We start from the raw sequence: 13,234 nt of genomic DNA, 5'->3' as shown, positions 1-13,234 counted from the left end.
AATGAATTCACATAAATTGTTAAACTTAATTGGCAACACTCCTTTGATGGAAACTGTCAATCTAGTTAAAAATAAAAATGTAAAACTTTTACTGAAACTGGAAGGAAACAATCCAGGAGGAAGTGTAAAAGACAGGGCTGCATACAACATGATTGCTGCTGCACTGGAACGTGGTGACATCAAAAAAGGAGATAAATTAATTGAGGCAACTAGCGGAAATACTGGCATTGCTTTGGCTATGATTGCACAGTTATTTGGCATCGAAATCGAATTGGTTTTACCGGAAGATTCAACCAAAGAGCGCACTCAAACTATGCGTGCTTATGGAGCCACAGTGATTCTTACACCTGCAAGCGAAGGAATTATTGGCTCTAGAGATTATGCAGATAAAAAAGTCGCTCAAGGCGGATATTTGATGCTAAATCAGTTTGCCAATGATGATAACTGGAAAGCACACTATAAAACAACAGGTCCTGAAATATGGAATGATACTGATGGAACAGTAACACATTTCGTTTCTGCCATGGGAACAACTGGAACCATTATTGGAACTTCGACTTATTTGAAAGAAAAGAATCCAAACGTACAGATTATTGGCGCACAACCAAGCGATGGCTCTCAGATTCCAGGAATTCGTAAATGGCCACAAGAGTACTTACCAAAAATATTTGATGCTTCTAAAGTAGATACCGTTATCGATGTAAGCGAGGAAGAAGCGCGCGCGATGACTAAGAGATTGGCTCTTGAAGAAGGCGTTTTTGCAGGAATGAGCAGCGGAGGTTCTGTTGCAGTTGCCTTAAAAATCGCTGAACAATTAGAGTCTGGAGTTGTAGTTGCCGTGATCTGCGATCGTGGTGATCGTTATTTGTCTTCGGATTTGTTTGATTAGCAAAGATGCTAAGTTGCTAAGACTCTAAGTCTTCTAAGTTGAAAAAACAACAAAAACTTAGTCACTTAGAGTCTTAGCAGCTTAGAAACTTAAGAGAAAAAACTTAGAATCTCAGCAACTTAGAACCTTAGAATCTTAAAAAAATGAACTACAGAAAACTAGGAAAAACAAACTTCAACATCTCTGAAATTTCACTTGGCACTTGGCAGGTTGGAGGAAAATGGGGATCTGGTTTTGATGATAAAACGGCCGATGAACTTTTGAATACGGCTATTGACAATGGCGTAAACTTTATTGACACTGCCGATGTTTACGAAAACGGATTAAGTGAAACTGCTGTTGGAAGAGTTGTTCGTTCTCGTTCTGAACGAATTTTTGTTGCCACAAAATGCGGACGCCAAATAAATCCGCATGTTAATGAAGGATATACTCCTAAAGTGCTTCAGAAATTTGTTGAAGATAGCTTAAAAAGAACTGGCTTAGAAACACTTGATTTAATTCAGTTGCATTGCCCTCCTACAGAAGTTTACTATCGACCAGAAATATTTGAACTTTTTGACCGATTAAAAGATCAAGGAAAAATTCTTAATCTTGGAGTAAGTGTTGAAAAAGTTGAAGAAGCTTTAAAAGCTATCGAATATTCGAACGTAACAACGGTTCAAATTATCTTCAATCTGTTTCGTCAGCGTCCTTCTGAGCTATTTTTCTCAGAAGCTAAAAAGAAAGACATTGGAATCATCGCAAGAGTTCCATTGGCAAGCGGGCTTTTAACGGGTAAATTTGATTCAAAAACTACTTTTGAACCTCAGGATCACCGAAACTTTAATCGTAACGGAGAAGCGTTTGATAAAGGCGAAACTTTTTCTGGAATTGATTATGAATTAGGTTTAAAAGCTGTTGAAGAACTAAAAGCTTTATTTCCTGAATCAAAAAATCTGGCAGCCATTGCCCTTCAGTGGATTTTGAGTTTTGACGAAGTAAGTTGCATTATTCCAGGCGCTTCAAAAACGGAACATGTTTTATCAAATTTATCAGTTTATGATACTCCAAAATTGACTTTAGAACAGATTGCTGCTATGAATAAAATCTACAACGATTTGATCAAATCTTCTGTTCATCAGATTTGGTAAACTATATAATTTAAAAAAAAATGCTGGGATTCCTTTTAATCTCAGCATTCTTAAAAGATTAAAATACGGGAGAAATAATTTCTTACAACTTTCACGCAACCTTTTCTCTATTAGTACATCTAATAATAAAACTAATCATAAAAATCACTAACCATGAAAAAATTAAGTTTTATATTATTCGTTCTATCACTAACATTCATTTCTTGCAACAACGACGATTCTTCAGCTACCCAAGAACAAGAGAAAGCAAAGTTAGACCGAATGTATGAGGAAATCGCGCAGCTTTCTGGCAATAATACTCAACAGTGTACAGATCCTAATGATTGGGGTTTTACAACTATTGCTCCATTAGCTTGTGGCGGAAATAGCTACATTGTTTACTCTAAGAAAACAAATACAACAGTTTTCTTAGACAAAGTAAAAGCATATAACCAATCTTATGCTGACTTTAATAAAAAATGGAATATTCTTATACTTTGCGATAATATGGTTATACAGCCAACAGGCGTAAAATGTGTTGATGGAAAACCGCAATTATCGTACGATCCTGTATTGTATTAAAAAATTAAAAAAAGCTGTTAGACTAAAATCTTAACAGCTTTTTTTCTTTTAAATATCAAATTCAATTCTAAATTCGGCGCCTTTATTTTTTCCTTTACTAGATGCAGTCAATTGCCCTTTATTTCTTTCAATGATTTTTTTGCACAAATAAAGTCCAATTCCCGTAGAACCTTCACTTGCAGTTCCAAGTCGGCTCATTTTTGTAAACTTTTTGAATAATTCTTCAATCTGATTTTTATCAAAGCCTATTCCGTGATCTTTTACAGTTATAATCAATTTTGAATTTTCCGAAAAGATTCTGACTTTTATTTCGCTTTCAAAATAAGAAAACTTAACTGCGTTGCTGATTAGATTTACCAAAACCTGAATTAAAAGTCCTTCATCAATTTTCAGCTTAGCTTCTGAACATTCTATTACCAAATCTAGTCTTATATTTTTATCTAATAATCGTTGTTCTACTTGTTCATTAATAAAAGGAAGGATATTATAAAACGAAATTATCTTAACTTCTTGACTTACTTTTGCGACATCGTCTTGTTCTTTGAGCAGCTTGATAAAATTCTCTATATATCTAAACTGAAGATCAGTCGACTCGCAAATCAATTCGGCCAGATTCTTAACCGATTCTGATGGATTTTCGCTAATAATCAATTGCGCCAAACCTTGCGGATTTCCGGCAAAATTTTTTAAATCGTGCGAAAGCATATAGATTAAATCCTGTTTCTCATTAATAAAATTCTCAGCCTCATTAATAGATTCTTGTATGTTGCATAAAAGCAATCCCGCTTCATCTGCATATTCTGTTGGCAAAGAAGACACTTTCCTTGAAGTTCTATAATCGTCCAAAGCTTTTGAAGCCGTAGCAATGGGTTTTATCAGTTTATTTAAAACCAAAAGCGTTATTGCCGTTGCCAGCAATGTCATGATTAAAGAAAAAATAAGAATTGAAGTCGATGACACCTCATGCTCAAAAAATAAAACAAAAAACAAAATCCCAATCAAAGGAATATGAATACCAATAAAAGCAACAAACAAAAATTTGAATGCATAACTTTTTTTAAGAAAGCTGATTTGCGAGAGTTTATGGTACAACTTCATAAAAAGATGAGAATAAGCATAGGTTAATAGCTGTTTTTACTGGGGTAATTGCTTAAACAAAATTAACTTTTATAGCCAATTAAACTAATATTTTAAAGAATTTCTAAATTTTTTCAAAAATTAAATTTGTAAAAGTTTTCAAAGGCTTATTTTTGCGCTATGGGAAGAAAAAATACAGACAAAGTTGTCTTTCATCAAATTCAAGTTCTTGATGCTGGTGCAAAAGGCGTTTCAGTAGCCAAAGCACCTGACGGAAAAGTAATCTTTATTCCGAATGTGGTACCTGGAGATGTTGTGGACGTACAGACATTAAAAAAGAGAAAAGCATATTACGAAGGTAAAGCTGTAAAATTTCATGAATTATCTGAATATAGAGTAGATCCGATCTGCGAGCATTTTGGAGTGTGCGGAGGCTGCAAATGGCAAAATATGAAATATAGCCAACAGCTTGCATTTAAACAAAATGAAGTTAAAAATCACTTACAAAGAATAGGGAAAATCGAACTTCCAGAATTTGAAGATATTTTAGGTTCTGAGAAACAGTTTTTCTATAGAAATAAAATGGAATTTTCTTTTTCTAACAGCCGTTGGCTTACCGAAAAAGAAATTGGAAGTACCGAAGATTTAGGAAACAGAAACGCTTTAGGCTTTCATATTCCGAAAATGTGGGATAAAATTCTGGACATCAACAAATGTCATTTACAAGAAGATCCTTCAAATGCTATTCGTAACGAAATCAGAGCTTTTGCTAACGAACATAATTTAGCGTTTTTTAATCCAAGAGAACATTCTGGATTATTAAGAACCGTTATGATTCGTACTGTTTCTACAGGAGAAATTATGGTTTTAATTCAGTTCTTTGAAGATGACAAAGAAAACAGAGAATTAATCCTTGACCATTTATACGAGAAGTTCCCTCAGATTACTTCATTGCAATATGTAGTAAACGGCAAGCAAAATGACACTATTTACGATCAAGACGTTGTTCTTTATAAAGGAAGAGATTACATCTTGGAAGAAATGGAAGGTTTAAAATTCAGCATTAATGCTAAATCTTTCTATCAGACTAATTCTGATCAAGCTTACGAATTATACAAAATAACACGAGATTTTGCTGATCTTACAGGAAACGAGACTGTTTATGACTTGTATACAGGAACAGGAACAATTGCTCAATTCGTTTCTAAAAAAGCAAAAAAAGTTATTGGAGTAGAAAGTGTTCCAGAAGCCATTATTGATGCAAAAGCCAATGCAGAACGCAATAATATTACAAATTGCGAGTTTTTTGTTGGTGACATGAAAGTAGTCTTTAATGAAGCTTTTATTGCACAGCATGGAAAACCAGACGTTATTATTACAGACCCGCCTCGTGACGGAATGCATAAAGATGTAGTAGAGCAAATTTTAAAAATTGCTCCAAAAAGAGTAGTTTATGTAAGCTGTAATTCTGCAACTCAGGCTCGTGATTTGGCTTTAATGGATGAAAAATACAAAGTGACACGTGTGAGACCTGTAGATATGTTTCCGCAGACACATCATGTTGAAAATGTTGTACTTTTAGAACTTCGATAAAAAATAGATGAAAAAACTAATTTCTCTTTTACTGCTCTTTACTTTTGGCTTATCTAGCTGCGAGAAAGATGATATCTGCGATGCCAATACGCCAACTACACCTAGATTGGTGATTACATTTTATGATATTGCAAATCCGACAAAAACTAAAAATGTAAGCAACTTAAAAGTCATTGGTGATGGAATGGAACAGGGAATTGTTTTTAATGAAAGTCTTGCCGTTGATGATTCATTACGATATGTAACCAATGCAAGCACTGTTATGATTCCGTTAAAAGTAAATGACAGTACAGTAACCTTCAAGTTTATTTACAATTCATTAAATCCCGCGGCGATTAATACAGACGTGATTAAATTTAACTATAGTACACAAAATGTATATGTTTCTAGGGCATGTGGATTTAAAACTATTTTTCAATTAAGAAACGTCCTTCCTTTTGTTCAAACTGATCCAGACGGAGATAGCATCTGGATGACCGACGTTATTTTAGAAAACCCTAACATTGAATCTGAAAATGAAACACACATTAAAGTTTATTTCTAGTCTTTCATTATTGTTTTCAATGTTTTTAGGTTACGCTCAGGATGTTCCAGAGATTTCTAAAAATTTGAAGGACACAGTAGTGACTAAAAAGCCAAAAACAGAAACTGTAAAAACGGCAAAACCAGAAATTCAGGAAGCTCAAACTCCAAAAGATAGCGTTGTAAAAACTGACCGCTACGGACTTCGTGTTGGTGTTGACTTGTACAAACTAACCCGCGGACTTTATGATAAGAATTATAAAGGAGTAGAATTTGTCGGAGACTGGCGTTTGACGAAAAAATACTATATAGCGGCAGAATTAGGGTATGAAGACAAAACTACAGAAGATGACCGATTAACATCTGCGGCAAATGGAACTTATCTAAAAGCAGGTTTTGATTACAACTTTTATCAAAACTGGCTAGATATGGAAAACCTAATTACGATAGGACTGCGTGGTGGTTTTAGTTCTTTTAGCCAAGAACTGATTAATTACAAAATCTACAATCCGAATCCGTATTGGGGAGAACTGCCTCCTATAACAGAAGGTCAAAAATACAACGGGCTTACAGCAACGTGGATCGAGGTTGCAATGGGATTAAAAGCACAAGTTTTTAGAAACGTCTTTGTTGGTTTCGGCGTACAGCTTAAACTTCTTACAACCAATAAAGAGCCAAATAATTTTGAAAACCTTTATATTCCAGGATTCAATAGAACTTATGACGGAAGCTTCGGAATTGGTTTCAACTACACGGTTTCTTACTTTATTCCTATTTACAAGAAAAAAACCATGGCATCTGAAATGGCAAAGAAAGAAGAGCCAAAGAAGAAAAAATAGTTTTAAGCTACTAAGTTGCTAAGCTTCTAAGGTACTAAGATTAAAAAAACGCTAAATTCAAATTGAATTTAGCGTTTTTTTATGATGTTTAGATACTGAAACTTAGAAACTTAGTGTCTTAGAAGCTCAGAGAGCTAACTGAAAATTAATTGCTGCTTGCGTGTGTATTAAAGTGGTATCAAAAATTGGCACATTTAAATCTCCTTCTTTTATTACCAGCGGAATTTCAGTACATCCTAAAATGATTCCCTCTGCTCCGTTTTGAATTAATTCATTTGCTATTTCTAGATAACGTTTTTTCGTTTCTTCTGTTGCAATTCCTCTTCCTAACTCTTCAAAAATTGTGTAATGAATAAAATCCTTCACTTCTTCACTCTCAGGAATTATTGTTTCAATTCCTTTTTCAGCCAGTTTATCTTTGAAGAAATCTAGTTCCATTGTAAATTTCGTCCCTAATAAGCCTACTTTCTTGAGCTGTTTGTTCTGAATTTGAATTGCTGTTTGTTCTGCAATATGAATAAGAGGAATATCAATTGCCTGCTGCAATCTATCAGCAACGAGATGCATGGTATTGGCGCATAAAAGAATTGCTTCTGCCCCGCCCGATTTCAAAACTTCTGCTGCTTTCAAAAGCATATTAAAAGTCGAATCCCAATCGTTGCTGTCGTTATTCTTTTTAATATCGGCATAATTAAAAGAGTAAATTAGACATTCGGAGAAATTTAATCCGCCGAGTTTTTCATTAATCCCTTTATTAATCAAAGTATAATAATCAGATGTAGAAACCCAGCTGATTCCGCCAATAAGTCCAATTTTCCTCATATACGTTTTAGATTATCCAATTTCTTTGATTCCTTTTATAAAAAGCCATTTCATAAAAAGCTTTTCACCATCTTTGGTTCTCACAGCTTGAAATTTAGGTCCGATAATAGTTCCAATTACAAATGCCGTCATCGGAATCCAAATTCCAGTTAATCCTGTATAAGCAGCAATCAAATATCTAAATAGAAGAAATAAGACCGCAAAAGCTGCCAATTGGTATAAAAAAGCTCGTAGTTGTAGTTTTGACATTTTTTTTAGAGTTGCTAAGGTTCTGAGATGCTAAGATTCTAAGTTTTCCTTTGATTCTTAAATAACAGAAACTTAATTATTTAAAATTTTATTCAATCTTTTTTTAGTTAGCTAAAATTCTTAGCATCTCAGAATCTTAGCAACTTAGAAGCTTAGACTTGAAACTTCGTTCTCTTGCTTCCTTCATACATTTCGTATTTCACCAAACGCGCTTCAAGGCTTCCGTTGAAAAGTTTGATTTTTCTTGAAGGTTTCAATCCAACAAATTTTAAAGCTTCAAGGTTTGCTGTAATAAACCAAGCGTTTGTTCCTGGATAATTCTTCTTTAATGTATCTCCAATGCTGGCGTAAAACCTTTCCATATGAATATCTAAACGCTCATCATACGGCGGATTAAAAACAACATGAAGCTTTCCTTCTGTTTCTTTTTCCGTATCAAAGAAATTCTCTTCGTAAACTTTAATATAATCCTCTAAATTGGCATTTCTGATATTATCTTTAGCTTTACTAACCGCACTTGGCGCTTTATCAAAACCTTTAATAGTATAATGAAACTCTCTTGTTTTTTTCATTAAACTATCCACAATTGTATCAAACAAATCATTATCCCAATCTTTCCATTTTTCAAAAGCAAACTCTTTTCTGTTAATGTTTGCTGGAATATTGCAGGCAATCATAGCGGCTTCTGCCAAGAAAGTTCCCGAACCACACATTGGATCTAGAAAATGGCTTTGTCCATCCCAGCCTGATAATAAAAGAATTCCAGCTGCTAACACCTCGTTAATAGGCGCAATATTCGTAGCCGTTCTATAGCCACGCTGATGAAGCGAAGCTCCAGAAGTATCCAAAGCAACAGAAACCTGATCTTTATCAATATGAATATTAATACGCAAATCAGGATATTGTTTATCAATACTTGGCCTTTGCCCAGTTCTTTCTCTAAACTGATCTACAATCGCATCTTTACATTTCTGAGAAACAAATTCAGAATGATTAAAATAAGTAGAATGCACAGTTGCATCGATCACAAAAGTCTGGTTCGCATTTAAATATTTTGACCAGTTTAAACCCGAAATACCTTTGTACAAAGCTTGCTCATTGTTTGCTCTAAAAGAATAAATTGGTTTTAAGACTTTAAGAGCCGTGCGCAAAGACAGATTGGCTTTATACATAAAACCTTTATCACCTTTAAAGCTTACCATTCTCACACCTTTTTCAACGTCCTGAGCGCCAAGTGTGCGTAATTCTTTTTCTAATATTTCTTCAAAGCCAAAAAAACATTTGGCAATCATTTTAAAATTTTCTTCCATTTTTTTTCAATTAAAAAAAGCCAATCGCCATAACATTTTATTATACTGGTATAAACACGTATCGAAGCGAAATAGTTATTTTTCGGCAAAAATACACTAAATTTGCCGGACTTTGAATTAATTGAAATAGAATAAATGTCTCAAGAACCTAACGCATCAATCCCAAATCACGAAGACGATAATCAAAACTGGTATTCTTCATGGTTTGACACGCCATATTATCACATTCTTTATAAGGATCGTAATTATCGTGAAGCTCAGGTTTTCATGGACAATTTAACGCATTACCTTAACTTGCCCGAAAAAGCAAAAGTATTGGACTTAGCATGCGGAAAAGGCCGTCATTCTATTTATTTAAATCAGTTGGGCTATGATGTTTTAGGAGCAGATTTGTCTGAAAACAGTATTGTAGAAGCCAGCAAAAATAGCAACGAAACACTGCATTTTAAAGTGCATGATATGCGCGAACCTTTTGAAGAAAAGTTTGATGCCATTTTCAACCTTTTCACCAGTTTTGGCTATTTTGAAAGCGACGACGACAATCTGACTACTTTAAAGGCAATTAAAGAAAGCCTATCTGAATATGGTTTTGCGGTTATCGATTTCATGAACGTGGCAAACGTTATTGAAAACCTTGTACCTGAAGAAGTAAAAACCGTTGACGAAATAGATTTTCACATCAAAAGATATGTTGAAGATGGACATATTTTCAAAGAAATTGATTTTGAAGACAAAGGCAGAAAATATCATTTTACAGAAAAAGTAAAAGCACTAACTTTGAAAGACTTTCAGGATTTAATGGACGAAGCTGGAATTTTCCTTCTGGACATTTTTGGAGACTACAAACTCAAAAAATTCCATAAAACCGAAAGCGAAAGATTAATCATGATTTTTAAATAGGTTTAATCGTTTAACCGTTAATTTGTTTAATCGCTAAACAAACTAACAAGAAATTCGATTAAACGATTAAACAAAAAAACGATTAAACAAAAAGATGAATTATCTACTACCCTTATTTTCTGTACTTTTAGGATATGGCGCGGCTTTGTTTATAAAACCCGAAAACAAAACCAATTTAAAATTACTACTGGCCTTCAGCGGTTCTTTTTTATTGTCATTAACCGTAATGCATCTTCTTCCTGATGTTTACGAATCGCACAATCATAACATCGGAATCTTTATAATGGTCGGAATTTTATTCCAGATCGTTCTCGAATTTTTCTCAAAAGGTGCCGAGCACGGACACGTACACGGACACGCAAAAATGTCTCAGATTCCGTGGCTCTTGTTCATCAGTCTTTGCATTCATGCCTTTTTAGAAGGTTTTCCTGTAAGTCACCATCACGGTTTAGCTGTCGGAATTGCCATTCATCATTTGCCAATTGCCGTTATTCTAACAACATTTTTTATCAATGCCGATTTAAACAAGAAAGCCATTTTTGCCTTCATGCTGACCTTTGCTATCATGACGCCACTAGGAACAATAGCATCTGAATATTTGCCTTTTTTAAGTAAATATTACACCGAAATAACAGCAATCGTAATCGGTATTTTATTCCATATTTCATCTACTATTATCTTTGAAAGCAGCGAAGGCCATAAATTCAATATCGCCAAAGTTTCGATGATCGTTCTCGGAATTTTATTGGCATTCTTTTTATAATGTGTCAATTAGAAAATGTGCCAATTTGAAAATTATCATTATCTAATTGGCACATTTTCTAATTATCTAATTTAGTTAGCTCTCTTTTTCTCATCCTGATTTCCAAAAGCACGCTCTTTTATGTTTATCTTTTTATTTCCAAAATTATAAACCACAGACAAACGCACAAATCGGTTACTATTGTTTTGATCGTAAACCTGTTTCACACCATTTACAACTGAAGTAAAATCTTTTAAGTAAGAAGTATTAAAAATATCATTTGCTAAAAATGCGATTTGCATCGTTTTATTAAGCAAATCTTGTTTAAAACCAATATCAAAACTTGATGTGTAACCTATTTTGTATAAACCGCTTTCATAAGGTGGCGTGTAACTAAAATCAATTTGAAGCTTAGAATTTTTCCCTAATACAAAAGTATTATTTGTAGAAAAATCTATTTCTAAACTATTTGACGGAGTTGCATTGATATCTTTAATAAATTCTGTTTTTGCGCCTAAAAAATACAAAGAATTTTCGCTTGTCCACCAATCTGCAAAAGTTGCCGAATATGTTTCTCCAACTCCATAATTCAAACTTTTAAAATAATTATCTCTGGTTACAATTTGTGTATTTGTTTCTGGATTTGAGGTAAACAAAACGCCATAGCCGTTTGTAATTGCATTGACAAAAACCGTAGTTCTCAAAATTTCTTTATAAGAATATCCAAGCTCAAAGTTGTCACTAAACGAAGGCTGTAAAAACGGATTTCCTTCTGAATAACTATTACTGCTTATATAAATTCGAAACGGATTCAATAAATCAAAACGTGGTCTGTTGATTCTTTTTCCATAATTTAAGGTAAAAGTATTGTTGTCGTTTTTCTTATAAGACGCAAAAACTGTTGGAAACAATTTCAAATAATTATTAACCGTTTCCTGATTTAAAGTTTCAGAGAAACCTTTCGTCTGCGTGTTTTCCAGTCTCAAACCAACTTGAAAATTCCATTTTTCATTGATTTTTTTATCTCCGTTAACATAAAACGCTTGATTATTTTCTGTGTAATTAAATCGGTTTGATTGTAAAGGATCTAATTCTGGAGTTCCTGTAATCGTGTTGTAATAAAGTAAATCGCTTACACTGTTTGTAAAACTCATTTTCGCGCCATAAGATAAATTCAAGACTTGAAGCGGATGTTCCATATCTGCCTTAAAACTCCAATTATGAATATCTTGATTTGAGATATTTCGCCCCGACTGATTCACATTAACAAAAGTTCCGTCTGCCAAATAGTCGTTTGCGATAAACTCACGATCAAATTTTGAATTGTAATTAAAATAATCCACATCAAAAGATAATTTTCGGTTCAGCGAATCCAGTTTTGTTATCAAATGCGCATTGTACGTTAAACTTCCAGATGCTCTGTCTGCGTAACTTTTATTGATGGTATAATTTTTTAATTGATTCTGAGTATCATATCTGTCTATCACAATATCCGATTGAAAATCCGGATTATTTCTGTCGTTTATAAATTGAAAACCCACTGTTGTTTTTTCTGAAAAATCGTAATCTAAAGCAAATTTCCCTGATAGATTTTCATTTTTCATTTTTGTCGTAGCGTTCAAATTTGAAATTCCGTCTTCAAAATATACTTTTGAAATTTCCTCTATATTCATATATCCCGTTTTTCCGTTGACGCTTGCCGAAAGGCGAAACTTATTTTTGTTATAAAAGAAATTATCTCTCAAAGTAAAAATTCCGTATTTATTTTGATCGTAAGAAGCTGTTGTGGTATTTTTCCACGAATCACGAACTCCTTTTTTCATAATAATATTAATCAATCCGCCAGTTCCTTCAGCTTCATACTTTGCAGGCGGGTTACTTATAATTTCTATATTTTTAATATCACTTGCCGAAATTGATTTTAAAAAATTATTCAATTCTTCGCCCGTTAATTCAATAATTCTTCCATCAATCATAACCCTCGAAGTTCCTTTTCCTAATATATTTATCGTATTGTTTTGCACTACAACACCAGGCGCGCTATTGATGGCGCTTAAGGCATCTCCTCCAACATTGGTTACATTATTTTCAAAATTATAGACCAAACGATCCGTTTTTTGCTCGATGGTTTTCTTTTTAGACTGAATCAAAACTTCAACTAATTTTGTTTCGTTTTCTTTAAGCGTCATAACCCCTAAATCTGTATCTTTTTCTAAGGAAATTTTATTTTCATAATCAGTAAACCCCAAAAGACTTATCCCTATTTTATAAGAACCATTTTTAAGATTGATTTCAAAAGAGCCATCTTGACTTGAAGTTGTTCCTTCAATAATTTTTCCTTCTAAATTTGAGATTGTTATTTCTGCCCATTCTAAAGGTTTTGTTTGGCTTGTTATTTTTCCTTTTAATTTTAATGTTGATTGTGCCAAACAAAATAAAGGCAATAATAAAAAGATAAGGAGGTTTGCTTTTTTCATGATTTCTAATTTTAAAACTTGTTTCGATTAATTTGAAGCAAAGTTGCCTTAGAAAATCTGCCTATGCGACCGACAAAAAAAGTCGAACCATTTTCTCTTAAAGAAATTGGTTCGACTTTTTTT

13 protein-coding genes are annotated in these 13,234 nt (G+C 33.5%); 8 read left to right on the top strand and 5 right to left on the bottom strand.

Annotation, left to right across the window (positions count from 1 at the left end; genetic code table 11):
• The first annotated feature begins 1 nt into the window (after position 1).
• The 3 genes from cysM (at position 2) to PQ463_RS02230 (ending at position 2,580) form a co-directional block, all read left to right on the top strand.
• Positions 2-889, top strand: coding sequence for a cysteine synthase CysM (cysM, locus tag PQ463_RS02240; RefSeq protein ID WP_111378561.1), 888 nt, complete (start codon positions 2-4; stop codon positions 887-889).
• Between the two features lie 143 nt (positions 890-1,032).
• Entirely contained in the window at positions 1,033-2,019 is a 987-nt protein-coding gene (locus tag PQ463_RS02235; RefSeq protein WP_274256126.1) for an aldo/keto reductase, read from the top strand.
• A 153-nt stretch (positions 2,020-2,172) separates the two neighbouring features.
• Positions 2,173-2,580 carry a hypothetical protein gene (locus PQ463_RS02230; RefSeq protein WP_274256125.1) on the top strand — a complete coding sequence of 136 codons (408 nt, stop codon included), beginning with the start codon at positions 2,173-2,175 and terminating at the stop codon, positions 2,578-2,580.
• Positions 2,581-2,628: 48 nt separating this feature from the next.
• On the opposite strand, the gene PQ463_RS02225 is transcribed toward PQ463_RS02230, so the two are convergent.
• Positions 2,629-3,678: a sensor histidine kinase gene (locus PQ463_RS02225; RefSeq protein WP_274256124.1), complete on the bottom strand. Its 1,050-nt coding sequence runs from the start codon at positions 3,676-3,678 to the stop codon at positions 2,629-2,631.
• A gap of 159 nt (positions 3,679-3,837) precedes the next feature.
• Here PQ463_RS02225 and rlmD point away from each other — a divergent pair, with 159 nt between their 5' ends.
• From rlmD to PQ463_RS02210, 3 genes are read left to right on the top strand one after another with little or no spacing between them, the layout of a single operon-like run.
• Positions 3,838-5,250, top strand: coding sequence for a 23S rRNA (uracil(1939)-C(5))-methyltransferase RlmD (gene rlmD / locus PQ463_RS02220; RefSeq protein ID WP_274256123.1), 1,413 nt, complete (start codon positions 3,838-3,840; stop codon positions 5,248-5,250).
• Positions 5,251-5,257: 7 nt separating this feature from the next.
• Positions 5,258-5,794 (top strand): DUF6452 family protein, encoded by a 537-nt coding sequence (locus tag PQ463_RS02215; protein WP_274256122.1) that lies wholly within the window; start codon positions 5,258-5,260, stop codon positions 5,792-5,794.
• The gene (locus PQ463_RS02210) at positions 5,766-6,611 is read left to right on the top strand and encodes a DUF6048 family protein (RefSeq protein WP_274256121.1); all 846 of its coding nucleotides are present in this window, start codon (positions 5,766-5,768) and stop codon (positions 6,609-6,611) included. Before PQ463_RS02215 ends, PQ463_RS02210 begins: the two co-directional genes overlap by 29 nt.
• Before the next feature lie 126 nt (positions 6,612-6,737).
• Here the strand turns inward: PQ463_RS02210 and PQ463_RS02205 are convergent, their stop codons facing one another.
• From PQ463_RS02205 to PQ463_RS02195, 3 genes are all read right to left on the bottom strand, one after another.
• Positions 6,738-7,433, bottom strand: a complete 696-nt coding sequence (locus PQ463_RS02205; RefSeq protein ID WP_274256120.1) for an aspartate/glutamate racemase family protein — start codon at positions 7,431-7,433, stop codon at positions 6,738-6,740.
• A 12-nt stretch (positions 7,434-7,445) separates the two neighbouring features.
• Positions 7,446-7,682 carry a hypothetical protein gene (locus tag PQ463_RS02200; RefSeq protein WP_111378569.1) on the bottom strand — a complete coding sequence of 79 codons (237 nt, stop codon included), beginning with the start codon at positions 7,680-7,682 and terminating at the stop codon, positions 7,446-7,448.
• A 152-nt stretch (positions 7,683-7,834) separates the two neighbouring features.
• Positions 7,835-8,992 carry a THUMP domain-containing class I SAM-dependent RNA methyltransferase gene (locus tag PQ463_RS02195; protein WP_274256118.1) on the bottom strand — a complete coding sequence of 386 codons (1,158 nt, stop codon included), beginning with the start codon at positions 8,990-8,992 and terminating at the stop codon, positions 7,835-7,837.
• Between the two features lie 135 nt (positions 8,993-9,127).
• Here PQ463_RS02195 and PQ463_RS02190 point away from each other — a divergent pair, with 135 nt between their 5' ends.
• Together PQ463_RS02190 and PQ463_RS02185 are read left to right on the top strand one after the other, a co-directional pair.
• Positions 9,128-9,892 (top strand): class I SAM-dependent methyltransferase, encoded by a 765-nt coding sequence (locus PQ463_RS02190; protein WP_111378571.1) that lies wholly within the window; start codon positions 9,128-9,130, stop codon positions 9,890-9,892.
• Between the two features lie 94 nt (positions 9,893-9,986).
• Entirely contained in the window at positions 9,987-10,655 is a 669-nt protein-coding gene (locus tag PQ463_RS02185) for a ZIP family metal transporter (protein ID WP_274256115.1), read from the top strand.
• 71 nt (positions 10,656-10,726) lie between these two features.
• Here PQ463_RS02185 and PQ463_RS02180 read toward each other — a convergent pair whose 3' ends face one another.
• A complete protein-coding gene (locus PQ463_RS02180; RefSeq protein WP_274256114.1) occupies positions 10,727-13,111 on the bottom strand; it encodes a TonB-dependent receptor in 2,385 nt (794 codons plus the stop codon).
• Positions 13,112-13,234 lie beyond the last annotated feature (123 nt).

Source organism: Flavobacterium sp. KACC 22763 (assembly GCF_028736155.1).
In the GTDB taxonomy this organism is placed as follows: domain Bacteria; phylum Bacteroidota; class Bacteroidia; order Flavobacteriales; family Flavobacteriaceae; genus Flavobacterium.
This window is presented reverse-complemented; position numbering and strand designations above follow the sequence as displayed.

Excerpts from the sequence above, each read along its gene's own strand:
- cysM (WP_111378561.1), top strand. The coding sequence starts at position 2 with ATGAATTCACATAAATTGTTAAACTTAATTGGCAACACTCCTTTGATG.
- PQ463_RS02235 (WP_274256126.1), top strand. The coding sequence starts at position 1,033 with ATGAACTACAGAAAACTAGGAAAAACAAACTTCAACATCTCTGAAATT.
- PQ463_RS02230 (WP_274256125.1), top strand. The coding sequence starts at position 2,173 with ATGAAAAAATTAAGTTTTATATTATTCGTTCTATCACTAACATTCATT.
- PQ463_RS02225 (WP_274256124.1), bottom strand. The coding sequence starts at position 3,678 with ATGAAGTTGTACCATAAACTCTCGCAAATCAGCTTTCTTAAAAAAAGT.
- rlmD (WP_274256123.1), top strand. The coding sequence starts at position 3,838 with ATGGGAAGAAAAAATACAGACAAAGTTGTCTTTCATCAAATTCAAGTT.
- PQ463_RS02215 (WP_274256122.1), top strand. The coding sequence starts at position 5,258 with ATGAAAAAACTAATTTCTCTTTTACTGCTCTTTACTTTTGGCTTATCT.
- PQ463_RS02210 (WP_274256121.1), top strand. The coding sequence starts at position 5,766 with ATGAAACACACATTAAAGTTTATTTCTAGTCTTTCATTATTGTTTTCA.
- PQ463_RS02205 (WP_274256120.1), bottom strand. The coding sequence starts at position 7,433 with ATGAGGAAAATTGGACTTATTGGCGGAATCAGCTGGGTTTCTACATCT.
- PQ463_RS02200 (WP_111378569.1), bottom strand. The coding sequence starts at position 7,682 with ATGTCAAAACTACAACTACGAGCTTTTTTATACCAATTGGCAGCTTTT.
- PQ463_RS02195 (WP_274256118.1), bottom strand. The coding sequence starts at position 8,992 with ATGGAAGAAAATTTTAAAATGATTGCCAAATGTTTTTTTGGCTTTGAA.
- PQ463_RS02190 (WP_111378571.1), top strand. The coding sequence starts at position 9,128 with ATGTCTCAAGAACCTAACGCATCAATCCCAAATCACGAAGACGATAAT.
- PQ463_RS02185 (WP_274256115.1), top strand. The coding sequence starts at position 9,987 with ATGAATTATCTACTACCCTTATTTTCTGTACTTTTAGGATATGGCGCG.
- PQ463_RS02180 (WP_274256114.1), bottom strand. The coding sequence starts at position 13,111 with ATGAAAAAAGCAAACCTCCTTATCTTTTTATTATTGCCTTTATTTTGT.